At 38.8% G+C, this 24493-nt stretch carries 19 protein-coding genes; 13 read left to right on the top strand and 6 right to left on the bottom strand.

What is annotated here, in order from left to right; translation table 11 throughout:
* The first annotated feature begins 81 nt into the window (after positions 1–81).
* From L2B55_RS16965 to L2B55_RS16920, 10 genes are all read left to right on the top strand, one after another.
* Entirely contained in the window at positions 82–1836 is a 1755-nt protein-coding gene (locus L2B55_RS16965; RefSeq protein ID WP_237847382.1) for an AMP-dependent synthetase/ligase, read from the top strand.
* 447 nt (positions 1837–2283) lie between these two features.
* Positions 2284–4062, top strand: coding sequence for an AMP-dependent synthetase/ligase (locus L2B55_RS16960; RefSeq protein WP_237847381.1), 1779 nt, complete (start codon positions 2284–2286; stop codon positions 4060–4062).
* A gap of 124 nt (positions 4063–4186) precedes the next feature.
* Entirely contained in the window at positions 4187–5911 is a 1725-nt protein-coding gene (gene ggt / locus L2B55_RS16955) for a gamma-glutamyltransferase (protein WP_237847380.1), read from the top strand.
* A gap of 253 nt (positions 5912–6164) precedes the next feature.
* Positions 6165–6614, top strand: a complete 450-nt coding sequence (locus tag L2B55_RS16950) for a MarR family winged helix-turn-helix transcriptional regulator (protein WP_237847379.1) — start codon at positions 6165–6167, stop codon at positions 6612–6614.
* A gap of 51 nt (positions 6615–6665) precedes the next feature.
* Positions 6666–9071, top strand: coding sequence for a 3-hydroxyacyl-CoA dehydrogenase/enoyl-CoA hydratase family protein (locus L2B55_RS16945; protein ID WP_237847378.1), 2406 nt, complete (start codon positions 6666–6668; stop codon positions 9069–9071).
* 78 nt (positions 9072–9149) lie between these two features.
* Entirely contained in the window at positions 9150–10328 is a 1179-nt protein-coding gene (locus L2B55_RS16940) for an acetyl-CoA C-acyltransferase (RefSeq protein WP_237847377.1), read from the top strand.
* A gap of 27 nt (positions 10329–10355) precedes the next feature.
* On the top strand, positions 10356–12146 hold the full coding sequence (locus L2B55_RS16935) for an acyl-CoA dehydrogenase family protein (protein WP_237847375.1): 1791 nt from the start codon (positions 10356–10358) through the stop codon (positions 12144–12146).
* Between the two features lie 191 nt (positions 12147–12337).
* A complete protein-coding gene (locus tag L2B55_RS16930; RefSeq protein ID WP_237847374.1) occupies positions 12338–12838 on the top strand; it encodes an FKBP-type peptidyl-prolyl cis-trans isomerase in 501 nt (166 codons plus the stop codon).
* Positions 12839–12900: 62 nt separating this feature from the next.
* On the top strand, positions 12901–13377 hold the full coding sequence (locus L2B55_RS16925) for an FKBP-type peptidyl-prolyl cis-trans isomerase (protein WP_237847373.1): 477 nt from the start codon (positions 12901–12903) through the stop codon (positions 13375–13377).
* A 68-nt stretch (positions 13378–13445) separates the two neighbouring features.
* A complete protein-coding gene (locus L2B55_RS16920; protein ID WP_237847372.1) occupies positions 13446–13964 on the top strand; it encodes an FKBP-type peptidyl-prolyl cis-trans isomerase in 519 nt (172 codons plus the stop codon).
* Here L2B55_RS16920 and L2B55_RS16915 read toward each other — a convergent pair.
* Positions 13947–15257 carry a cryptochrome/photolyase family protein gene (locus L2B55_RS16915; RefSeq protein ID WP_237847371.1) on the bottom strand — a complete coding sequence of 437 codons (1311 nt, stop codon included), beginning with the start codon at positions 15255–15257 and terminating at the stop codon, positions 13947–13949. The two genes, L2B55_RS16920 and L2B55_RS16915, sit on opposite strands and share 18 nt — an antisense overlap.
* A gap of 317 nt (positions 15258–15574) precedes the next feature.
* Between L2B55_RS16915 and L2B55_RS16910 the strand changes: the two genes are divergently transcribed.
* A complete protein-coding gene (locus L2B55_RS16910) occupies positions 15575–16921 on the top strand; it encodes an IS1380 family transposase (RefSeq protein ID WP_237847370.1) in 1347 nt (448 codons plus the stop codon).
* Positions 16922–18841 carry a glycoside hydrolase family 97 protein gene (locus L2B55_RS16905; RefSeq protein ID WP_338092204.1) on the top strand — a complete coding sequence of 640 codons (1920 nt, stop codon included), beginning with the start codon at positions 16922–16924 and terminating at the stop codon, positions 18839–18841.
* Positions 18842–18851: 10 nt separating this feature from the next.
* On the opposite strand, the gene L2B55_RS16900 is transcribed toward L2B55_RS16905, so the two are convergent.
* Positions 18852–19763 (bottom strand): TIGR01777 family oxidoreductase, encoded by a 912-nt coding sequence (locus tag L2B55_RS16900; RefSeq protein WP_237847368.1) that lies wholly within the window; start codon positions 19761–19763, stop codon positions 18852–18854.
* A gap of 133 nt (positions 19764–19896) precedes the next feature.
* Between L2B55_RS16900 and L2B55_RS16895 the strand changes: the two genes are divergently transcribed.
* Positions 19897–20232 (top strand): (2Fe-2S) ferredoxin domain-containing protein, encoded by a 336-nt coding sequence (locus tag L2B55_RS16895; protein ID WP_237847367.1) that lies wholly within the window; start codon positions 19897–19899, stop codon positions 20230–20232.
* Between the two features lie 43 nt (positions 20233–20275).
* Here the strand turns inward: L2B55_RS16895 and L2B55_RS16890 are convergent, their stop codons facing one another.
* The 4 genes from L2B55_RS16890 to L2B55_RS16875 form a co-directional block, all read right to left on the bottom strand.
* On the bottom strand, positions 20276–20719 hold the full coding sequence (locus L2B55_RS16890) for a CBS domain-containing protein (protein ID WP_237847366.1): 444 nt from the start codon (positions 20717–20719) through the stop codon (positions 20276–20278).
* A gap of 62 nt (positions 20720–20781) precedes the next feature.
* Positions 20782–22245, bottom strand: a complete 1464-nt coding sequence (locus L2B55_RS16885) for an SDR family oxidoreductase (RefSeq protein WP_237847365.1) — start codon at positions 22243–22245, stop codon at positions 20782–20784.
* Between the two features lie 48 nt (positions 22246–22293).
* A complete protein-coding gene (locus tag L2B55_RS16880) occupies positions 22294–23604 on the bottom strand; it encodes an ABC1 kinase family protein (protein WP_237847364.1) in 1311 nt (436 codons plus the stop codon).
* Between the two features lie 94 nt (positions 23605–23698).
* Positions 23699–24352 (bottom strand): TetR family transcriptional regulator C-terminal domain-containing protein, encoded by a 654-nt coding sequence (locus L2B55_RS16875; RefSeq protein ID WP_237847363.1) that lies wholly within the window; start codon positions 24350–24352, stop codon positions 23699–23701.
* Between the last annotated feature and the right edge of the window lie 141 nt (positions 24353–24493).

Below are 24493 nucleotides of genomic sequence, written 5' to 3'. Positions count from 1 at the left end.
GTATTCTTGCTAATATTAAAAATTATAAATCTTAGTTAAAGTTGTTGCTTTGACAGCTTGTTCTGCATAAAAAGGAAACCAATGAGTGTAACGACAATTGTTGATTTGTTTGATTCTTTAGGGAAACGTTATGGCGCCAAGCCATTTGTGTGTGCCAAAGAAAATGGACGTTGGCATGAATATCAGGTAGACGAATTCACCGATCAAGTAAATCAGTTGAGTTCGGGACTGATAAGTATAGGTGTTGGTCCGAATGATAAAGTAGCAAATATGTCCTTTAACAGGCCTGAATGGAATTTTGTTGATTATGCCATAACTCAGATAGGTGCTGTTCACATACCCCTGTATCCAACCTTAGCAGATCAGGATATCAAATTTATTTTAAATGATGCCGAGGTAAAAGTGATTTTCGTTTCAACTCGTGAATTATATGAAAAGGTGGATGCACTGCGATCAGAAATTCCATTATTAAAGGCAATTTATACCTATGATGATATTTCTGGCATTCTTTCATGGAAGGAATTGTGCAATCCCCAAAATGATATTGAGGAAATCAACAAACGAAGAGCGCAAATTTCACCCAACAGTATTTTAACCATTATTTACACGTCTGGGACAACAGGAACTCCAAAAGGGGTAATGTTGAGTCATCATAATATTATAAGTCAGCTACAGGCTTTGCATAAGTTTATTCCGCAAGGGGTGGAACGTGCATTGAGTTTTTTGCCACTTTCACATGTTTTTGAACGGGTAGCAAATTACCTCTGTGCTTTTTTGGGAATTACAGTTTATTATGCAGAAAGTATAGAGGCCGTCTCAGCTAATTTACAAGAGGTAAAACCTCATTTCTTTACCACTGTACCTCGCTTGCTGGAAAAAATTTACGATAAAATAACCATTAAGGGGTCAGAGCTTACCGGTATTAAGAAAACGCTTTTTTATTGGGCTTTAAATTTAGGTTTAAAGTATGAGTTGAACGGAGCCAATGGTTGGTGGTACGAAACACAATTAAAACTGGCTAATAGACTTGTTTTTAGCAAATGGCGAGAAGCGCTTGGCAATGAGGTGAAATTGATTGTGTCGGGAGGTGCTGCTTTGCAGCCTCGCTTAGCCAGAGTTTTTATGGCTGCCGAAATAACTGTTTTGGAAGGCTATGGTTTAACTGAAACATCACCGGTAATTGCTGCCAATCACTTTGATCCGAAGAATTATAAGTTTAACAGCGTTGGAAAACCTATTGACGGCATTACTGTAAAAATTGCAGACGATGGGGAGATTCTTTGTAAGGGGCCAAATGTGTTTAGTGGGTACTATAAACGTCCTGACCTAACGGAAAAGGTTATAGATGCAGAAGGTTGGTTCCATACAGAAGACATTGGAGAATTAGACCCAAATGGCTTTTTACGAATTACTGACCGGAAAAAAGAAATGTTTAAAACTGCAGGTGGAAAATATGTAGCCCCGCAAATCATTGAAAATAAGTTTAAAGAATCACTGCTCATAGAACAGATTTTAGTTATTGGGGAAAATCAGCGTTTCCCTGCGGCGTTAATTGTTCCCAGTTTTGAGAATTTAAAAGAATGGTGTTCTCGCCACTCTATTCAATATACCAACAATGCCGAAATGATTAAACATCCTGAAGTGATTAAGAAATACGAAGCGGTGATAGCACTTTTTAATCAGGGTTTTGGTAAGTGGGAGCAGGTGAAAAAGTTTGAATTGCTTTCAAAAGAATGGACTATTGATGGTGGGGAAATGACTCCTAAATTAAGTTTAAAACGCAAAGTAATTATTAATAACAATCAGCAACTGATTGAAAAAATATACATGCAATAAATCAGATTGCAGTGCCATAAATTCTCAGAGGGAATACGTCTTAACTGATGTATTCCCTCTGTTTTTTAAATTTCTAAAGTATAACCTGTTGGAGAAGGGATGAAGTTTCTTCCTTTACTGTTTTCTTTTGGGCGTTACTTCTTCAGGTGGAGAATATGGCTTGCTTTTTGATTGGTTTCCCTATAGGAAAGTATTTAAATTAAATGGCAAAAGTTTTTTAAATTCAAAATTATATTTAGTAAATAGTGTTGTAGGAAAAATTTTTGTTGGAATATTGCTTTGTTGGTCTATAAAAATATCTTTGTACCAAATACTGATTTGGTATAAGGTTTATCAAATGTGAATTTTATATGAAAGGGGAAATCGATAAGCCGGTTATTTTAGGTATATTATCAATTTCAGAAAGTTAAACCAAATTCAATAATTATACACCTTTAACCATACCTTATGATGCAATTGAACACCATTGTCGACCTTCTCAATACCATGCCTGATCGTTATCAGGGGAGAGAGGTTGTAGCAGCTAAAAAAAACGGTGCATGGATTAAATATTCAGCTCAGGAATTTAGAGAACAAGTAGACTTATTAAGTTTAGGTTTGCTACAATTAGGTATTGGCAAACACGATCGTGTGGCCAATATGTCACCTAATCGCCCTGAGTGGAATTTTGTTGATTTTGCAATTTTGCAAATTGATGCCACACATGTTCCTTTATACCCAACTTTGGCTGAAAATGATTTAAAATTCATCTTAAACGATGCCGAAGTAAAGGTATTGTTTGTAGCCAATGCAGAGCTATATGCAAAGGTTCAGCGGGTACGTCATGAGGTACCGTCGTTAATGGCCATTTATACATACGATGAGGTAAGCGGAGCCCATTCGTGGGAAGAAGTGAAAGAATTAGGCAAAGAAAGCAACCGTTCTGTTTTAAAGGAATGGAATGGGCAGGTACAGGCTGAAGATTTACTAACGTTAATTTATACTTCAGGTACAACCGGTAACCCTAAAGGCGTAATGCTTACTCATGGGAACTTAGTAACCAATGTAATGGCTTGTCAAAAAATTTGCCCTCCTGGTACCCATAAAGCATTAAGTTTTTTACCCCTTTCGCACATTTTTGAGCGAATGGTAGTTTATATGTATATGTCTATCGGTGTTTCTATTTATTATGCCGAAAGTACTGAAACAATTGCAGCCAACCTGGGCGAAGTAAAGCCTGATTGTTTTTCTACCGTTCCGCGTTTATTGGAAAAGGTCTACGATAAAATTGTGACCAAAGGTGCAGCCTTAACCGGGGTGAAGAAAAAATTGTTTTTCTGGGCGCTAAATTTAGGGCTGAAATATGAACATGATGGTAAAAACGGATGGTGGTACGAACAGCAATTGAAGCTGGCTCGCAAGCTTATTTTTTCTAAATGGAAAGATGCTCTTGGAGGTAATGTAAAAGCGATTGTTTCAGGGGGAGCTGCTTTGCAAGAGCGACTGGCTCGAGTATTTTACGGGGCAGGCATTCCGGTATTGGAAGGCTACGGGTTGACAGAAACATCCCCGGTAATAGCAGTAAATACTTTAGAGCCCGAGGGTCATTATTTCGGAACCGTAGGTAAGATCATTGACGAGGTTCATGTTAAAATTGCTGAAGATGGTGAGATTCTGTGTAAAGGTCCAAATGTTATGAAAGGGTACTACAAACGCCCCGAACTCACCGCAGAAGCCATTACAGATGGATGGTTCCATACTGGAGATATTGGGGTTATAGTAGAAGGGAAGTACTTAAAAATTACCGATCGTAAGAAAGAAATGTTCAAAACCGCCGGAGGTAAATATATTGCCCCGCAGATGATTGAAAATAAATTCAAAGAATCGGTGTTTATTGAGCAAATAATGGTGTTGGGTGAAAACCAGCGTTTCCCTTCAGCCCTTATTGTTCCGGCATTTCCAATTTTGAAAGAATGGTGTGAGAAACATAGTTTAAACTGTGGCTCTAACTCCGAAATGATTAATAATCCATTGGTTATAGCACGTTTCCAACAAGAGGTAGATAAATATAACGACGGCTTTGGTAAATGGGAAAAGGTGAAAAAGTTTGTGATTTTGCCTAAAGAATGGTCTATTGATGCAGGAGAAATGACTCCGAAGCTTAGTCTTAAGCGTAAAGTTATTTTAGAAAAGAATAAAACTGCTGTAGAGCAAATTTATGCTCATGATGAACCTTTGGCAGTTTAATAAGATAATAATTTGTTTAGTGTTTGTTTATTGCCCTGGGGGATAACCGCAGGGCAATTTTTATTAAGAAGGCTTGATTCACCCGGTTATCATTTTATCTTTGGTTTAAACCGATTAAAAGCATATGATCCATTTATCTAATAAGTTATCCCTGTTTCTGACCTTAACACTATTATTTACATCATGTGTTAAAGGGCAATTAGGGCAATCGCCGGAAAATAAATACGATAACGGAGTTGTTGTAAGTGCTCATCCTGAAGCCTCAAAAGTGGGTGTTGAAATCCTTAAGAAAGGCGGGAATGCTGTTGACGCTGCCGTTGCGGTTCAGTTTGCACTGGCGGTAGTATATCCAATTGCAGGTAATATTGGCGGTGGAGGTTTTATGGTTTATCGTTCGGCAAAAGGTGAAATTAATTCTCTTGACTTCAGAGAAACTGCACCAGCTGCAGCAAGTAGAGATATGTATCTTGATGCACAAGGGAATGTTATTCCTAACTTAAGCTTACAAGGGCATTTGGCTGTTGGGGTGCCGGGATCAGTTGATGGAATGGTTCAGGCTCATCAAAAATATGGTAAATTAAAATGGTCCGAATTGCTTCAGCCTGCAATTGATTTGGCAAGAGACGGTTTTACGCTAACTGACATGCAGGCCGGAGAATTAAATAAGTATAAGGCCGATTTTGTAAAATATAACCAGCCAGAGAATAAATATTTTATAAAGGAAGAAAATTGGAAGGCTGGAGATAACTTAAAGCAAGAAGATTTAGCTATCGCTCTTGAACTTATTAGAGATAAGGGACGAGCCGGATTCTATGAGGGTAGAACTGCCGATAATATTGTTAAAGAAATGCAATGGGGTAAAGGGTTGATAACGCATGCTGATTTGAAAAATTATCAATCAATATGGCGTAAACCCATTACCGGCTCCTATAGAAACTGCAAGGTTATATCAATGCCTCCGCCCTCAAGTGGAGGGATCTGTTTAATTCAGTTATTGAAAATAATGGAAGCCTATGATTTGAAAGCTTTGGGGTGGAATACAGAAAAGAGTGTTCAGTTAATTACTGAGGCAGAGCGTAGGGTGTATGCCGATAGATCTGCTTACTTAGGTGATCCGGAGTTTTATAGTGTTCCTGTTCAGGCCTTGCTCAATCCTGATTATTTGAAAAAAAGGATGGCAAATTTTTCATTTGAAAAGGCTACTCCAAGTTCAGCAATTCAACCGGGTGATTTAGGATTCAAAACTCCTGCGATTAATGTTAAGGAAAGTGACCAAACCACGCATTTTTCAGTGGTCGACAGGGAAGGAAATGCAGTGGCAATTACAACAACACTCAATGCTAATTTTGGATCACAGGTTTTTGTGCAAGGCTCAGGTTTTTTACTGAATGATGAAATGGATGATTTTAGTGTGAAGCCTGGTGTTCCAAATTTATTTGGAGTTACAGGAGGTGAGGCCAATTCAATTCAGCCCGGAAAACGGATGTTGAGTTCAATGGCGCCAACCATACTAGAAAAAGATGGCAAATTGTTTATGGTAGTAGGAACCCCCGGAGGATCAACCATAATAACAACAGTTTTTCAAAATATTATGAATGTTGTTGACCATGGAATGAGCATGCAACAGGCAGTTAATGCCGGCAGGTTTCATTTTCAATGGACTCCGGATTCGATTCAATATGAAAAAAGTGCAATAGACAGTCTTACAATTGAAAAACTTAAACGCAAAGGATACAACTTTAAATCCAGGGCTGCAATGGGTAGAGCCGATGCTATTTTAAAAACGCAGTGGGGATATTATGAAGCGGGAGCGGATAAGCGGGGTGACGATAAAGCCGAAGGATGGTAAGGGTTTAATCTATTGTCTATTTCTTGAAAAATAGCTGGATCAATCAAAAAATAAGAAATATTAATAGCGCTATCACCACGTAGCGCTTTTTGTTTTATGCTTTTTTTTTTGAGAGAATAATTTGATATTTTTTATTCATTATGCTTGCATAGTAATTTTCTTTTGCTTAGATTCGCTATGCGTGCATAGTAAAAATGCTTGCTTGACCAATTTAGAATAAAGTTTTCAAATCATCAACTAAACCAATAAATAATTGAAAGAGCTAAATACTATTGATTACTATTTGAAAATCAGCTGGCAAAGTATTGCTAATAAATACAATCAAATTGCTGCTGAATATGGAATTACACATGCCTTTGGATATCTGTTAATGAATGTAGCTAAGGAGGGAACAACAGTGTCACAATTGGCCGGTTTACTGGGTCAAAAGGCAACCAGTTTATCCAGGTTACTCAACAGTATGGAAGATATGGGAATGATTTACAGAGAAACCGATACCCATGATAAGCGCCTTGTTAAAATATTTCTAACTCCACTGGGGGTTGAAAAAAGAAAGATAGCCAGCGGGGTTGTGAAGAAATTCAATGAGTACCTGGCCGAAAATTTAACCGAAGAGGAAAAAAATATTTGCATTGAAGCACTTCAGAAAATAAACAAACTGACTCAGGATTACCAGCCAGACGAAGACGAAGCTATAGAGTAATTTCCTAAACATAAGTTAAGATCAATAATAATCAATCAGTGAATTCAAAATATGAAAAGAATCATTAAAAAAGTCGCGGTGTTAGGATCGGGAATTATGGGTTCTCGAATAGCATGCCACTTTGCCAATGTCGGTCTAGAGGTTTTATTACTTGATATTGTGCCTAAAGAATCTTTAGCGGCCGATACTGCAAATGTGTTAACATTAGAAAGTCCGATTGTTAGAAACAGAATAGTAAACAGTTCATTAGATACCGCTGTTAAAACCAATCCTTCACCTGTTTATAATAAAGAAGTTCTTAGCAAAATAACCACAGGAAACTTTGAAGATAACATGAAGGATATCGTTAAATGTGACTGGGTTATCGAAGTAGTTGTTGAGAATCTTGAAATAAAGAAAAAGGTATTTGAGCAAGTGGAGAAATTCCGCAAGCCGGGAACATTAATAACATCGAACACATCAGGAATTCCTATTCATATGATGGCTGAAGGCAGAAGTGAAGATTTTAAAGCTCATTTCTGTGGAACACACTTTTTTAACCCGCCGCGTTACCTTCGTCTATTAGAGATTATCCCTACTCCTTATACTAAACCAGAAGTTGTTGACTTTTTGACGCACTATGGCGATAAATTCTTGGGAAAAACAACAGTATTGTGTAAAGATACGCCTGCTTTCATTGCCAACCGTATAGGGGTTTATGGTATTATGGCCATGCTGCACCTGGTGGAGAAAATGGAGCTTACTGTAGACGAGGTTGATAAATTTACCGGTCCGGTATTAGGTCGGCCAAAATCCGCTACTTTCCGCACAACTGATGTGGTAGGGATGGATACCATGGTTAAAGTTGCCAAAGGATTATATGATAATTGTCCGGAGGATAAAGCTCGTGATTTATTCAAACTGCCTGACTATGTTGCTAAAATGGAGCAGAATAATTGGTTGGGAGACAAAACAGGACAAGGCTTTTATAAAAAAATTAAAGGAGCAGATGGTAAGTCTGAAATTCTTTCATTAAACCTTAAAACTTTAGCGTACGAGCCACAACAAAAGGTTAAATCGGCAACATTAGAAATGCTGAAACCTATTGAAGACTTACGAGCTAGAATGAAAGCTTATGCCCAAGGACCTGACAAGGCAGGAGAGTTTTTCAGAGCGTCCTTTTCAGGTCTGTTTGAGTATGTTTCTGATCGAATTCCTGAAATTTCAGATGAATTATATCGTATTGATGATGCCATGCGTGCCGGTTTCGGTTGGGAGCTTGGTCCGTATGAAGTTTGGGATGCCTTAGGCGTTGCGGCAGGTATTGAAATGATGAAGAAATACGGTCATGTTCCTGCTGCCTGGGTAACTGAAATGCTTGCCGCCGGAAATACTTCATTCTATAAAATCGACAACGGGCAGAAATTGTACTATGATATTCCTTCAAAATCATACAAAGCAATTTCTGGAACATCAGAATACATCATTTTAGATGCTGTCCGTCCAACGAAAACGGTATGGAAAAACGCTGGGACTACAATTACTGATATAGGAGATGGTATTCTTAACGTAGAGTTCCATACTAAAATGAATACCATAGGCGGAGAAGTTTTAGCCGGTTTGAATAAAGCCGTGGAACTGGCAGAGAAAGATTTTCGTGGTTTGGTTGTGGGTAATGATGGAGCCAATTTTTCAGCTGGAGCCAATGTGGGAATGATTTTCATGATGGCCATTGAACAAGATTGGGATGAGGTGGATTTTGCCATTCGTCAGTTCCAAAATACCATGATGCGTATGCGCTACTCATCCATACCGGTTGTTGCCGCTCCTCATAATTTAACTCTGGGAGGTGGTTGCGAGCTTTGCTTGCATGCAGACTTTGTTCAAACTAATGCAGAAACCTACATGGGATTGGTTGAGTTTGGAGTAGGACTAATTCCTGGTGGAGGAGGAACTAAAGAGTTTACGCTGAGGGCTTCGGATGCCTTTGGCGAAGGCCAAATTGAACAAAATGTACTAAAAGATCGTTTCTTAACTATAGGGATGGCCAAAGTTTCAACTTCAGGATTAGAGGCTTATGATTTGGGGTACTTGCAAAAAGACAAGTTTGATATTTCCATGAATCGTAGTCGGCTAATTGCTGATGCAAAAGCTAAGGCAATAGAATTGGCTGAAGCCGGCTATGTTCAACCTGTACAGCGAAAGGATATTAAGGTACTTGGAAAATCAGGATTAGGTATGGTCTATGCAGGAGCAAATACCATGTATTCAGGCAGCTATATTTCTGAGCATGATAAAAAGATTTCAGAAAAGCTGGGTTGGGTAATGTGTGGCGGAGATTTATCGGCTCCTACTGTTGTTACTGAGCAATACCTCCTTGATCTTGAGCGAGAAGCTTTCTTATCGCTATGTGGTGAGAAGAAAACGCTTGAGCGTATCCAAAGTATATTAACCAAGGGTAAGCCACTTCGCAATTAGAAAAAGTAAAGAAAATAAAACAAAGATATTTTTAACCGGTCTTGAATAGTTATTCACGACTTAAGAATCTAATAAAACATGGAAGCATACATTATAGCAGGATATCGCACCGCCGTTGGTAAGGCGCCACGCGGAGTGTTTCGTTTTATGCGTGCGGATGATCTGGCTGCTGAGGTAGTTGGACATATGGTGGCATCTGTGCCCAATCTTGATAAAGACAAAATTGACGATGTAATAGTGGGTAATGCCACACCTGAGGCTGAACAGGGCTTAAATATTGGTCGCATGATCTCTTTGATGGGGCTAAAAACTGATAAGGTTCCTGGAATGACAGTGAACCGTTATTGCGCTTCCGGCTTGGAAACCATCGCGATCGCAGCTGCCAAAATAAAGGCTGGTATGGCCGATTGCATTATTGCAGGTGGAGTAGAAGTAATGTCGGGAATGCCCTTTGGCGGATGGAAGATCGTGCCAAACTTTGAAGTAGCTAAAAATAACCCTGACTATTACTGGGGAATGGGGTTAACTGCAGAAGCGGTTGCTAAAGAGTTTAATGTTTCTCGAGAAGATCAGGATGAATTTGCATTTCAGTCACATCAGAAAGCAATTAAAGCTCAACAAAACGGGGCCTTAAAAGCCGGGGTTATTCCAATTACGGTAAAAGAAAATTACCTGGATTCGAATATGAAAAAGAAAACCAGAGAGTATGTGGTTGATACAGATGAAGGTCCTCGTGCCGACACAGCACTTGATAAACTGGCAAAATTAAAGCCAGTGTTCGCTGCAAATGGGTGCATTACCGCCGGTAACTCTTCTCAAACCTCTGACGGAGCTGCATTTGTTTTAGTGGTTTCTGAGAAAATGTTAAAAGAGTTAAACGCTGAACCTATTGCACGTATGGTTAGTTACGGCGTTGCCGGTGTCCCTCCTCGTATCATGGGTATAGGTCCAATTGAGGCTATTCCGGTAGCATTGAAAAAAGGTGGTTTGAAGAAAGAAGATATTGGTTTAATTGAATTGAATGAGGCTTTTGCCTCACAATCACTGGCCATTATTCGTAACCTTGAATTAAACCCTGATTTAATCAACGTGAATGGGGGAGCTATCGCCTTAGGGCACCCTCTTGGCTGCACGGGAGCCAAGCTTACAGTTCAGATCCTGAATGAGCTTCGTGCCCGTAAACAAAAATACGGTATGGTAACCATGTGTGTTGGAACCGGACAGGGAGCAGCCGGAATATTTGAGTTGCTGAATTAGTTTTTGAATCGATAATAATCAACCATTATGGAAGAAATTAAAAATAAACAAATTAAAGGTGGAGAGTTTTTGATTAAAGAAACTGACGCCGCTGATATTTTTATCCCCGAACAATGGGATGAAGAACAATTGATGATTGCTAAAACTTGCTCTGATTTTCTGGAAGCCGAAGTGTTTCCGAAGCTGGATGCCATTGATAACCATCAAGAGGGGTTAATGGAAAGCTTAATGGACAAAGCCGGAGAATTAGGCATTTTGGGAGTTTCTGTACCTGAAGAGTACGGAGGTTTTGGTAAAAACTTTAACACCTCAATGCTGGTAGCCGAAGTTATTGGAGCAGGGCATTCATTTGCAGTTGCCATGTCGGCTCATACCGGCATCGGAACACTCCCAATCTTATACTACGGTAATGCCGAGCAAAAAGATAAATACATTCCTAAATTGGCTACCGGAGAGTGGAAAGCAGCTTACTGTTTAACTGAGCCAAACTCGGGGTCTGATGCAAACTCTGGTAAAACTAAGGCTGTTTTATCGGCAGATGGAAAGCATTATGTAATCAACGGGCAAAAGATGTGGATAACCAATGGTGGCTTTGCTGACGTGTTTATCGTTTTTGCTAAAATTGATAATGACGAGAACTTGTCGGCATTTATCGTTGAACGAGACTTTGGCGGTATCACCATGAACCCAGAAGAACACAAAATGGGAATCAAGGGCTCTTCAACCCGTCAAATCTTCTTTAATGATTGCCATGTTCCGGTAGAGAACATGTTATCCGAAAGAGGAAACGGATTTAAAATCGCTGTAAACATCTTAAATATCGGCCGTATTAAATTGGCTGGCGCAGCAATTGGTGCTTCAAAAGAGGTAGTTAATAAAGCTGTAAACTACTCAAATGAGCGTGTACAGTTTAAATTGCCTATTTCCAAGTTTGGAGCCATTCGCTATAAGCTTGCCGAAATGGCTACAAAGATTTACGCAGTTGAGTCGGCAATGTACCGAGCAGGACAAAATATCGACGATGCTTATGAGGCTTTAGTTGCCGACGGCATGGAACCTGGTAAGGCAAAACTAAAAAGTACAGAGCAGTTTGCGGTTGAATGTGCCATTTTAAAAGTTTACGGTTCTGAGGCTTTGGATTATGTAACCGACGAAGGTGTGCAGATTTATGGCGGTATGGGCTTCTCTGCTGAAGCTCCAATGGATCGGGCGTATCGGGATTCCCGCATTAACAGGATCTTTGAAGGGACAAACGAGATAAATCGTTTGTTGACTGTAGATATGATGTTGAAACGTGCCATGAAAGGTGAATTGAACCTGATGGGCCCGGCTCAGGCAGTTGCACAAGAGTTAATGTCAATTCCTGATTTTAACGTTTCTGATGAAGGTCTGTTTGCATACGAAAAACGATTAATCAAGAATATCAAAAAAGCCACATTAATGGTTGCCGGTGCAGCTGTTCAAAAATTAATGATGACCCTGGCTAAAGAACAGGAAATTTTAATGAACATAGCAGATATGGCATCATTGGCTTATGTGGCAGAATCAGCCTTGTTACGTACAGAGAAATTGATTGGAATGCGGGGAGAAGAAGTTTGCGCCAATCAAATTGATATTACTCGTATTTATTTGAATGAGGCAATGGATCAGGTTTGGTTACACGGTAAGGAGGCACTAAATTCATTTGCAGAAGGTGATGAGCTTCGAATGATGATGATGGGCTTGAAACGTTTCACCAAAACAGAACCGTTTAATAGTAAAGATGCTCGTCAACGTGTTGCTAAAACCTTGATTGAGGAAAATAAATATTGTTTTTAAAAGCGAATTGAGTTTAGAACTATGAGGATTACACGGCGATAACTTTTGATATCGCCGTTGTTTTTTCAGGAACATTCTTAGCTGACAAGGGTTTGAAGCGGGATTTTGTCAGATAAACAAAAAAATATTTTTATAACTATCCGATTCCAAGCATATTTGCGTTCTCTAATAAAATATAAAGAGTAAACTGAATGAAGAAATTATTCCTCCCTTTATTGTTGGCCCTGGGCTTTTTGATGAGTATGTGTGGTACGGATCCTTACGCTCCTGGCTGCGTGAATGAATATACAGCAACGCAAGATTCGGCAGATAGAAAGGCCATTCGTGAGTTTGTAGCTCGTAAAGGAATGACTGGTGTGATAACCACCCAGTCGGGTTTGTCTTATGTTATTTATAATGCAGGAGAAGGACAAAAGCCACGTTCAAGTTCTATTATAAAGGCTGATTACAGAGGTTCATTTGTAACAGATGTCTCTGGTAAGGCGTTCGACTCTGCCGGGTATAAACCTTCCTTTAATTTAAAACAGGTAATAAAAGGTTGGACAGAAGGCTTGCAATTAATTGGAACAGGTGGTAGAATTCGTTTAATGATTCCTTCTCATCTGGCTTACAGTAGCTGTGGAAATGCAGCTGTGCCTCCGAATACACCTTTGGTGTTTGATATCAATTTGGTTGAGATTGAAAAGTATTAGTTCAAATTAGATAATAATTAAGGTATTGGTCCGTAATGCGGACCTTTTTTATGGATGTTTATATGAGAAAATTAGTTTTAGCATTAACAGTTTTATTCGCAGCATTTGCTTTTACTGCTTGTTTAAAATCAGAGGAGCCGACGCCTTTTGATTATCAGGCACAATGGAAAACTGACAGTACCACTATTTCCAATTATATTAATACGAACAGTTTGACAGGAGTTCAGAAAACGTCAACAGGCTTAAATTATCAAATCATTGAAGAAGGTACAGGAGTAGCTCCGGCTGCCGCTTCAATTGTTACTGTTGGTTACACTGGAAAATTTACTAATGGTAATGTTTTTGACTCAAGTGAGAGTTTTAAGTATCAATTGAATCGATTAATCCCTGGATGGATTGAGGGATTGCAAAAAATTAAGGAAGGTGGAAAGATGAAATTATTGGTACCTTCTCATTTAGGTTATGGGCCATACGCAAACGGTCCAATTCCAGCCAATTCAGTTCTGATTTTTGATATTGAACTGAAGAAAGTTGAATAAATAAACTGTTACAGCAGAGGATTAGTGAAATTTATTAGGTAAATTATATATACCTAATAAATTTCAATATGAAAAACCTTCTATTACTTCCATTGTTAGCCTTCGTGCTACTTATCTCCTGTAAAAAAGATGATTACGATCCGTTGCAACAGCAACGTGATGAGCAGCGTAAATTTGACGAGCAGCTCGGCAAAGATACAGTAGCTATCCAAGGCTTTCTGAAACAAAAAGAGTTGCCTTATATTCGAACTTCAAGCGGAGTTTATTATAACATCGTTCAGCCAGGTACAGGCAATATCATTTATAATGCGGGTACCAGAGTGCAGGTAAAGTTCAGAGCATTGTTGCTTGACGGAACGGTGGTTGATGAAAGTACAATAAATGCACCTGCCACGTATACCCTTGGTGATTTAATTGCAGGGTTTCAAATAGGCATACCTCTGATTCAGCCAGGTGGGAAAATTATCTTATACGTTCCTTCAGGATATGTTTTTGGAGAACGAACAATTACCGATGGTCAAGGGAAAACACTGGCACCAGCCAATTCCAATTTTATATTTGAGTTAGAACTACTTCAGGCCATTTAGAGCCATTTTGTAAGCTTTTAAACACCGTTCTCGAGCATATTTATGATCCACAATAGGTAAAGGGTAGCTGAATTCCATATATTCAGGTACCCATTTTTTTATGTATAAATGATGCGGGTCGAACTTTTTCGTTTGTTCATAAGGGTTAAAAATTCGAAAATAAGGTGCAGCATCACAGCCGGATCCGGCTACCCATTGCCAACCTCCATTGTTACTTGAAAGTTCAAAGTCGAGGAGTTTTCTGGCAAAGTAAGCTTCCCCCCAACGCCAATCAATCAAAAGGTGTTTTGTTAGGAAACTTGCTACAATCATTCGTACACGATTGTGCATAAATCCGGTACTATTAAGTTCACGCATGCCTGCATCCACAATAGGGTAACCTGTATTGCCATTGCACCACCTTTGAAATTCCTGGTCATTAGTTCTCCATTTTATCCGATCATATTCTGGCTTGAAGGCAGAATGGGTAACATGCGGGAAATTCCAAAGAATCATAAAATAAAACTCCCGCCAAATAAGCTCATTTAACCAGGTGTCGGCCTTTGCGGCAATTGCATTTTGTACGAGCTCCCGGATGCTTACTGTACCAAAGCGTAAATGTATGCTGATAAGACTGGTACCCTTTATGCCCGGATAGTCACGTTTTTCTGCATATTCCTTCATTACAGATTGATATTTTTTTTCAGGTATAGGTATGGTTGATTCTTGAAAACCAATGCTTTTAAGAGTTGGAATGTCAAACAATGGTGCTTTAAGAAAATTTGAGTAGTACTTTTGAGTAGGGTAAGACTTAAAGTAATAATCATTCAGGTTTTTAATCCATTTGTTTTTATAGGGAGTGAATACGGTATAAGGTTTTTTATCATCTTTTAAAACCTCACCTTTTTCAAAAATTACCTGGTCTTTATATGTGTTAAATTTAATAGTATGTGTGCTCAATAGACTGGCTATGCTGGTATCTCTCTTAATAGCATAAGGTTCATAGTCGTGATTGGTATACACTTCTTTTATATTATAAGTATTTATTAGCTCTTCCCAAATCTGCTGGGCAGATCCGAACTTTACCAATAGGCAAGTGTCAAGCATCTTAAGTTCACTATTAAGCTTTAGTATTGTTTTGTGAATAAAATGCACCCGTGCATCGTCTTTATCTTCTAATTTGTTTAGAATTTCAGTGTCAAAAATGAAAATGGGGAGGACAGGATATTCAGATTTTAACGCATAATACAGTGCTGCATTATCGCTTATTCTTAAGTCCCTGCGAAACCAGAAAATACTTATTGCTTGTTGCATTAACTAAAAAGAAAGATTGTTAAACTGGTACTACTTAACTGTTAAAACGTCTGTATAATTAGATTAAGCCTGTTACAGGTTAAGCTTAAAATAAAATAATGATTTTTTGACTGCTTTCGACTGCTTTCTTTTGATTAAGAATGAAATAAGTAAAATTGTTTTTCAAACCTTAAAACATGAAATATATATCAGCGCTATTATTTATTTGTCTATTTACAATAAACCCAAAAAAGTCATTAGCCTCAATTTCTAATGACCGCCATTAGAAATTAAGAGTGTTAACTTGTTGATAACTATTGGTTTTATACCAATGTAAATTGGAGGAAATTGCAGTAAGTAAACCTTATTTGAACTTGGACCTGAAAATTGACTTTACAGACAAAGAAATAACTCCTTGGTCGGGTATTATTTTGATGAAAAAAATGTTGGACAGGATGGATTTTGAAGCTGCATTGGATCAGTTGCCATTGCCAGCCCCAGGGTCAAACCGGGGGTATTCTCCGCATCAACTCATCCAACAGTTTATGACCAGTATATGGTGTGGGGCCAACAAGTTTGAACATTGCGAGGTAACGCGCCATGATGCGGTCATGAAACAATGCTGGGGTTTCAAACAAATGGCAGGCAGTAAAGCCATCCAGCGCTTTTTTAATAAACATACCCTGGCCACCAACCAGCAGATCTTCACCCCTTTATACCAATGGTTTTTTGGCAATCTGCAGTATGATAATTACACGCTGGATGTCGACTCCACCATCCTTACCCGATACGGCGGGCAACAGGGTAGTAAAAAAGGATACAACCCCCTTAAGCCAGGCCGCAACAGTCATCATCCTTTAATCGCCTTTATAGAGGAAACAAAAATGGTCGCCAACTTTTGGCTGCGAAGCGGCGACAGCTATACGAGCAATAATTTTCAGGGCTTTTTAGCCGATACGATCGAAAAACTAAACGGTAAAAAAATAGGCTTATTCAGGGCCGACAGTGGATTTTACGGTAAAGAAGTATTTGAGTATCTGGAGCAAAGTCCACAAGTGGGCAACTACATCATTGCCGCCCGGCAGTACAAACCGATCCAACAAAAACTCGCCGCACAACACCTGTGGGTAAAAGTTACTGCTGGTATCGAAGTGGCCGAAAGCACTTATCAAAGTCCCCTGTGGGATCAACCCAGAAGGCTGGTCATGGTCCGCCAGCAAGTCAGTGAACGCCCCTGTGCAACGGGCAAAACGCTGAAACTATTTGAAGACGAGGGCATTTATAAAAATTACCGCTACAGTTGTTTTGTCACCGATTTAACCCTGCCGGCACTTCAGGTGTGGAATCTGTACCGGCAAAGGGCCAATTGCGAAAACCGGATCAAAGAACTGAAATACGATTTTGGGGCAGACAGCTTCAATCTTAAAAACTTTGATGCCACCGAAGCGGCCCTGAACTGGGTGATGATGGCCTATAACTTCATCAGCCTTTTCAGGCAGGTCGTGCTTAATACCCAAGTAGAACAACGCCTGAAAACATTACGCTACAAGGTGTTTGCCATTGGCGGGTATATGGTAAAAAACGGCAGCCAGAAAATCCTAAAACTGTCGCTGGCCATGAAACGAAGAGAATGGTTTACCGGCCTATGGAATTGTAATAAAACATTTGACTTGACAAAAACTTAAATCCCTAATGACTTTTTTGGGATAAAAGCATTCTCTCAGCAATTTAGTGTCAGCTCTCCCAATAAGACTATCATTATTAAAGTTAGCACCAATCCTGCAATTACTTATTCCGTATGGGTTGACGGTAAAGAAACTATTGCTTCTTCAGCAATTGATTTGAAACTTGATAATGCCCTTCCTTTTGTAAAAAATGTAAAGGCCCAAACAAATAGTGTTAACGAGGTGTTACGCCCTGTGGTAAAAGAAAAGAAAAAGGAAGTTGAGAATAAGTATAATGAACTTATTCTCAACTTAAATAAGCAGGTAAAGTTAGCTTTCAGAGCCTTTGATAATGGAGTTGCCTATCGATGGATGATTACAGCAAGTGGTGATTATAAAGTAGTAGATGAGGAAGTGAATGTTAACTTTTCTTCAGCGAGTAAGGCCTGGTATCCGTTGGAGAAAAGCTTTTACTCTCACAATGAGCGTACCTACGTTCAATGGCCTCTTGATTCAATTGATAAGGATAAGCTTGCAAGTTTGCCTGCTTTAGTAGATGCAGGAAATGTTAAAGTGTTGCTTACTGAATCGGATTTATTCAACTATCCCGGGTTGTGGATTGTTGGAAATGGAAGGAATGGGTTTCATGGAACATTACCGCAATATCCGCTTGAAGAAAAAGAAACAAGCGACAGGGATGTTAAGGTGATTAAAAGAGAGAACTTTCTGGCAAAATTAAACGGTCCGCAACAACTGCCATGGCGCCTGTTGATGATTGCTAAAAACGATGGAGATTTATTAACCAATCAATTAGTTTATCAGCTAAACCGAGCTACAACGGATGACTATAGTTGGGTGAAAGCAGGCAAAATTTCCTGGGATTGGTGGAATGCAAATAACATTACAGGTGTTGATTTTAAATCAGGGATAAATAATGAAACCTACAAATATTACATCGATTTTGCATCTAAATACGGGTTAGAGTATGTGGTTTTGGATGAGGGTTGGTCTGATACGCGTGACTTGTTAAAGTCGATTCCGGCTATTAATATGGAAGAACTGACAGCTTATGCAAAGCAAAAAAATGTAGGGTTGATACTTTGGACAACATGGACGGCATTGGATAAAAATATGACGAGTGCACTCGATCAATTTGTAAAGTGGGGAATTAAAGGAATCAAAGTTGATTTTATGCAGCGCGATGACCAGAAAATGGTGAATTATTATGAACGTGTTGCACAGGAGGCCGCTAAGAGAAAACTATTAGTTGATTTCCATGGTAGCTACAAGCCAACCGGTATTCAACGTTTGTATCCAAACGTATTAACTCGTGAAGGGGTATATGGATTGGAGCAAAATAAGTGGGATGATAGCAAAAAGATTGATGCAAAGCATAATGTCACGCTTCCATTTATTCGTATGGCAGCCGGGCCAATGGATTATACCCCTGGGGCTATGATTAATGCACAAAAGGACGATTGGTATCCATCATTTAATAAACCAATGAGCATGGGTACTCGCTGTCATCAGTTAGCAATGTATGTGGTTTATGAAAGCCCATTGCAAATGTTGGCTGATAATCCTACCAATTACTACAAGGAACCTGAGTGCATGGAGTTCTTAAGCAAAGTACCTGTTGAATGGAACGATACCAAGGTGCTGAACGGAAAAGTTGGAGAATACGTTACGATGGCTCGTAATGCAAGTAATGGTGATTGGTATATTGGTGCTATGAATAACTGGACGGCTCGTGAATTGGAAATTAATTTATCTTTTTTAGACGATAAGCAATATAAAATTACCATTTGGAAAGATGGAGTTAATGCTGCTAGAGACGGTATTGACTACAAAATGCAAAGCGAAGAAGTAAATAAAAATAGTAAATTAAAAGTGCTCCTTGCTCCGGGAGGAGGTTGGGTTGGAAGAATTACTGCTAAATAAGCTGAATTGCTTAACGGCTCAAAAGATTAGTAAGAGCTTCATCAAGATTTTCGTACTCAAACAGAAAGCCGGATTCAAGGATTTTTTTAGCAGAACAACGGTCGCTGTCAAGCACAAGGTGGCTCATTTCTCCTAAAGCAATTTTTAAAACAAAACCAGGGACATTAGGTAGCCAAATGCTTTTATTTAGGCATTTGGCTATGCTATTTGTAAACTGCTTGTTAGTGACAGGATTTGGAGCCACAGCGTTGAATGCCCCGCTTAACTGTGGGTTCTCAATGGCATGAAGGTAAATGTTAACCATATCAATTAAATGTATCCAGCTCATCCACTGTCGCCCTGTTCCTAATGCCGCACCTGCTCCCAATTGTACTGGTTTAAGCATTTTGGGTAAGGCTCCATTACGCATGCTCAATACGATGCCGGTTCTCAACTTTACGGTTCTTACTCCAAGTTGATTAATTTCATCCGCAGCGTTTTCCCATTCAACACAGCAACGTCCTAAAAAATCGTTGTCAGGCAAGGCGTTTTCCATTAAAACTTCATCATTCCTGTTGCCGTAATAACCCACGCCCGAAGCCGAAATAAAGGATTCAATTGTTTTATCAATAGCCTTAATCGATTGGGCGATCAGTTTGATACTGTTTACACGACTGTCAATAATTTCCTGTTTACGTTGTGTAGTCCATGGTCTGTCGGCAATGCCTGCGCCTGCAAGATTTACGATAACATCAGCAAAGTACAGTGCATTAAGGTCAATTTCCTGATTTTCTACATCCCAATTGAATAACTCAATAGATGAATTTTTAGCTGATTTCGAGCGTGACAACCAGCCAACTTTGTAACCCTTACGTTGTAATAATGAGGTTAGCTCAGTGCCGATTAAACCACTGCCGCCGGTAATCAGGATGTTTTTCACCATAGTAATTGAATTTTAATAGACTTTAGCGATTACCGCAGAAAAAGCGTTAATCATCTTCTTCCTAAAAATAAAACTAATAAGATTTACCTTTGTTTCCGTTAATAAGAATTAAAAGGATAGGATGTTGCATAAAATGAAATACGACAAGCATATTTTTGTTTGCACCAATGAGCGTGCTCCGGGAACCAGAGTTTGTTGTGGAGAAAAGCATGGTTTAGCATTGGTGGCTGAATTTAAGAAGCTGATTAAAGATAAAGGACTGAATTCTGAAATTAGAGCTCAGCGTGCCGGATGCCTTGAAACCTGTGAATTGGGCCCGTCTGTGGTGGTATATCCCGAAGGCATTTTTTACGGTAAGGTGCAGTTAGAAGATGTGAAAGAAATTGTTGAAGAACATATTGTCAATAACCGGGTAGTTGAAAGATTGGTTATGGATCTTGATTTATTAGAGCAATTACAGACGAAGTAGGCAATAAAAGTTAAGGCCGAGCTTTAATGCTCGGCCTTAACTTTTAAAAGTCAGTTTTACAGTCACGTATTTGATGGCCTAAGTCATCTATAATCATTTCATAAATTTCCATTAAGTATTTTACCACGTCTCCAATTGAAATCATTCCAACCAGCTTAAAATCCTCTTCAACAGGTAAATGCCGTAAACGATTTTTGGTCATTAAGTCCATGCAATCTTCTACTTGAGTTTGTGGGGTAGTTGTTAAAAGCTGGTCGCTCATAATTTCCCTCACCCTCGTTTCTTTTGATGAACGACTTTTCAGAATTACTTTACGAGCATAGTCTCTTTCGGTAATAATACCAATATGTCTGCCGTGGTCAGTAACTACCAAAGCCCCAATATTCTTCTCAACGAGATCTTCCAAAGCATCATAAACAGTTTCATCGGCATCAATAGTATAAACAGTATTGCCTTTTCTATCTAGAATATCCTGAACTTTTAACATAACATGCTGTTTTTCTTAAATATACTTTAATTTACTTAATCGAGGAAATTGTTCGACTGCAATTATGCTTGCTTGAGGTTTCTTTGAGTAGTGTAGTTAACAATTCGATTGGCCATTCCGTTAAACAAAATGAGATGAAATGGCCACATTAACCACCAGTAAATTCTTCCCCATAAGCCATGAGGCCTGAATGTTGCAATCTGACTAAGGTATTGTTTTTTGTCATGTTGAACTATCTTAAATTCAAGCCATGCTTCCCCGGGTAGTTTCATTTCTGCATAAAGTAACAGTCGTAAGTTTTTATTATCAATCAGCAAAACCCTCCAGAAATCAAGTGCATCTCCCGGCTCAATGGTTACATTGCTTGTTCGGCCTCGACGAGAACCAATGCCTCCAACAGTTTTGTCAAGAAGGCCTCGTAAATCCCAAATCCAATCCCAGAAGTACCAACCCCGGTTTCCTCCAATTTGGGTGAAATTGACAAATACCTCTGCCGGTGCTCTTAAGAAATCTACTTTAACTTTATAATTCAGAACACCGTTTACGGGGACTTTTACTTGGTTCATAAACTCAGTTTTTAATAAACCTGAGTTTAGTGCATCTTTCCAGCTCGAGACAATGGCGTTTTGTTCGATTTTGGAAAAAGCTAATGACAAGGCATCTGCATAGGTTATTAAATTAAAATTTAGCAGTTTTCTAATACTTGTTTCTTTACACACCACCTCATTGCGCATACTTTCAACCAGGTTTTGAGCAAGAGGAAAAGAGGTGGATGTTACAAAATAGAGCCAGTAAGAAGACAAACGGGGCGTTAGAACAGGTAGTGTTATAATCAGTCGGTTTAACTTTCTCACCTTAGCATAACCAAGGAGCATTTGCTTGTAAGTCAAAACATCGGGGCCGCCTATGTCAAATTGTCGATTATAAGTTTCTTTATTTCCCAAAACACCCTCCAAATACTGTAAAACATTTCTTATTGCAATTGGCTGACAACGTGTTTTTAGCCATTTTGGAGTTATCATTACTGGAAGCTTTTCAGTTAGATCTCTGATGATTTCAAAAGAAGCACTGCCCGAACCAATTATTATAGCTGCTCGTAAAATGGTATATGCTATAGGCCCTGATTTTATTAAGTTCTCAACATGGAGACGAGAGTTAAGATGGGGAGATAGATCGTTGTCATTGGAGATGGCCCCGAGATAAATTATTTGCTTGCATTTAGTTTGGGAAAGTTTGTTAATGAAGTTTCCTGCCGCAATTGATTCTAATTCTGAAAATTCCCTTATGCCGGCCCCCATTGAATGGGCTAGGTAATAAGCAGCATCAATATCATGCGGAATGTTGTCCAACGATTCGCTTTTTAGAAGATCTCCTTCAATAACGCTAATTTTGGAGTTTGTGCCCAATTGTTCATGAAATCTCCTTCGGTCACGCACCAGGCAAACTAATTCATGGCCTTTTTCAATTAAAACTGGCAATAGGCGAGTGCCTATGTATCCATTGGCGCCGGTGAGCAGTACTTTCATAAACAGTAAGTATTGAAGTGTTATTGGGTTTGTATCCTTTTGAGTTGTTTATGCATTTTCCTGTAACAAATGGGGTTTATAAGTGTCCGTTCTAACGGTTGCTCCTAGATCATTTAAAATATTGTATAAGCCGAAATTAGTTCGGTTTACATAAATAAAATCCTTAGCACCTCTGGCTTGCTTAAATTCTCTCATTTTAGATACTTTTTCACCTAAAAAGAATAGCTCATTAAAAAAATCGGGTTTACTAAAGTCGAATACTTTTTGAACGAACGGCCTTGCAAATAATCCTATCATCTCTCTATAGCTCTGATAATAAAACTCAACCATTTCAGGAGAGTCATCATCAAAAATCATGTGTAATTGCTTGAAATAATCAATAGTGCGATGGCGATCTTCAAACGGGTTATTAACGAAGGCGAAAAAAGGATAGTAAAAATTATCAGGCAATTCTTTTATGCAACCAAAATCAATTATGCCGAGTTTACCTTCAGGAGTTATTAAGAAATTTCCTGGATGAGGATCGGCATGAACCTCACGTAATTCATGTTGTTGAAAATTATAAAAGTCCCAAAGAGCCTGACCAATCCGGTTGCGTTCGGCTTGAGATGGATTGGTTTCCAGGTATTCTTTCAGGTGCATCCCTTCAATCCAATCCATGGTGATGATCCGTTTGCTTGAAAGTTCGGGGTAGTATTCAGGGAATACTAAATTTTGTAAATGAGCACACTCTTTAGCAAAATATTGTGATCGCCTGACCTCTAGTTCATAGTCCGTTTCTTCCAAAAGTTTCTCCTCTACTTCTTTAATGTAAACAGTCAACTCAGCTTCACTCATTCCAAGTAACCTAAAGGCGAAAGGTTTTATCATTTTCAAATCAGAGCTGATGCTATCACCAACTCCCGGATACTGAATTTTAACGGCCAGCTTTTTGTCCTTTAGCCATGCTTGGTGTACTTGTCCGATTGAAGCCGCATGTGTTGATTTAAGGTTGAACGAGTCATAGATTTTTTCGGGAGTTTTTCCGAAGTATTTGGTAAAGGTCCGTATAATCAAGGGGCCGGAAAGAGGAGGGGCGCTATACTGTGCTTGTGAAAATTGATCGGAGTAAGCTTTGGGCAGAATATTCTTATCCATACTAAGCATTTGTGCAATTTTAAGGGCACTGCCTTTTAATTGACTCAATGCCTGATATATATCCGATGCATTGTCTTCATTAAGCTCATCTTTAGATAATTCCGGATTTACCAGCTTTTTGGAGAAATGCTTTAAATAATTCACTCCTACCTTTGCTCCTGTAGTTACAAATCTGACAGAGCGCTCAACTTTTGTGACAGGTATACTGTTTTGTTCTTTCATACTATATTACACTGATGATAACAGGTAATTATCCCAATGAAATCTGCATTGGGCTAAATAAATTGGTTAAGTGATTTCCCGTAGGTTGGTGAGCTTAAAACGGAAACCTGACTTTCTCTTTTCCTTGCTGTGCTAAAAATTTACCATATTCAAGCAAATTGTCAATTGGGCCTCGGCTCATTAAATCAAGCGTTACATTAATGCCTTTTTCTATGGCTTCATCGGTTTTCTCAAAGTTTTCGCTATCATCATTGATCCAAAAGTTTACAACAAAGGCAAACTGTAGCCAAAGTGCATCTTTATACTTTTTAGAAAAATATTTACGGTCAGCTATTTCGTTTTTATCAATACCTTCATTCAATACCTCAGCAACAAATGACTCAAACTCGGTTTTGGCTTTTTTTAAAACAGTTGGGGTTGAAAAACTTTTGCCGGCATGTTTAAGCGAATAGTTGATAAAGCTTCGATGAGGCTTCATGGCTTCAACTACTGTAAAGAAAAAAGAAAGTATGCGTTCGCGGGCAGAATAATGCTTGAAAACATCCTGCGATTTAACATTTTCTGCCGTTTGAGAGATTAAGTCAGCCCAAATGCCACTTTCGATGGCATTAAATGAGTTGAAGTGGCTATAGAAATCTTCTTCACCAAGCTTTAGTTTTTTAGTGAAGGCATAAACCGATTTCGGTTGTTCATCATTGCTTAGCACATAATCAACGTAAGCCGACTGGATTTTTTCACGTAAATTCATATCAGTAGAGCATTTAAGAGATGAGTTTTGAGAAATTGTTTTAAACGTTTTAATTTATTCTATAACATCAGGTTAATTGTTTGGTTTGAAGAAGTTCAGATAAACTTTCCTTTTCAAACAAATTGATTGTTAAATCGTTAT

It is taken from the genome of Solitalea lacus (assembly GCF_022014595.1).
Taxonomy (GTDB): Bacteria; Bacteroidota; Bacteroidia; order Sphingobacteriales; family Sphingobacteriaceae; genus Solitalea; species Solitalea lacus.
Note: the sequence above shows the minus strand (reverse complement) of the source record. Positions and strands in the feature narration are given on the sequence as shown.

Excerpts from the sequence above, each read along its gene's own strand:
- L2B55_RS16965 (WP_237847382.1), top strand. The coding sequence starts at position 82 with ATGAGTGTAACGACAATTGTTGATTTGTTTGATTCTTTAGGGAAACGT.
- L2B55_RS16960 (WP_237847381.1), top strand. The coding sequence starts at position 2,284 with ATGATGCAATTGAACACCATTGTCGACCTTCTCAATACCATGCCTGAT.
- ggt (WP_237847380.1), top strand. The coding sequence starts at position 4,187 with ATGATCCATTTATCTAATAAGTTATCCCTGTTTCTGACCTTAACACTA.
- L2B55_RS16945 (WP_237847378.1), top strand. The coding sequence starts at position 6,666 with ATGAAAAGAATCATTAAAAAAGTCGCGGTGTTAGGATCGGGAATTATG.
- L2B55_RS16940 (WP_237847377.1), top strand. The coding sequence starts at position 9,150 with ATGGAAGCATACATTATAGCAGGATATCGCACCGCCGTTGGTAAGGCG.
- L2B55_RS16935 (WP_237847375.1), top strand. The coding sequence starts at position 10,356 with ATGGAAGAAATTAAAAATAAACAAATTAAAGGTGGAGAGTTTTTGATT.
- L2B55_RS16930 (WP_237847374.1), top strand. The coding sequence starts at position 12,338 with ATGAAGAAATTATTCCTCCCTTTATTGTTGGCCCTGGGCTTTTTGATG.
- L2B55_RS16925 (WP_237847373.1), top strand. The coding sequence starts at position 12,901 with ATGAGAAAATTAGTTTTAGCATTAACAGTTTTATTCGCAGCATTTGCT.
- L2B55_RS16920 (WP_237847372.1), top strand. The coding sequence starts at position 13,446 with ATGAAAAACCTTCTATTACTTCCATTGTTAGCCTTCGTGCTACTTATC.
- L2B55_RS16915 (WP_237847371.1), bottom strand. The coding sequence starts at position 15,257 with ATGCAACAAGCAATAAGTATTTTCTGGTTTCGCAGGGACTTAAGAATA.
- L2B55_RS16900 (WP_237847368.1), bottom strand. The coding sequence starts at position 19,763 with ATGGTGAAAAACATCCTGATTACCGGCGGCAGTGGTTTAATCGGCACT.
- L2B55_RS16895 (WP_237847367.1), top strand. The coding sequence starts at position 19,897 with ATGAAATACGACAAGCATATTTTTGTTTGCACCAATGAGCGTGCTCCG.
- L2B55_RS16890 (WP_237847366.1), bottom strand. The coding sequence starts at position 20,719 with ATGTTAAAAGTTCAGGATATTCTAGATAGAAAAGGCAATACTGTTTAT.
- L2B55_RS16885 (WP_237847365.1), bottom strand. The coding sequence starts at position 22,245 with ATGAAAGTACTGCTCACCGGCGCCAATGGATACATAGGCACTCGCCTA.
- L2B55_RS16880 (WP_237847364.1), bottom strand. The coding sequence starts at position 23,604 with ATGAAAGAACAAAACAGTATACCTGTCACAAAAGTTGAGCGCTCTGTC.
- L2B55_RS16875 (WP_237847363.1), bottom strand. The coding sequence starts at position 24,352 with ATGAATTTACGTGAAAAAATCCAGTCGGCTTACGTTGATTATGTGCTA.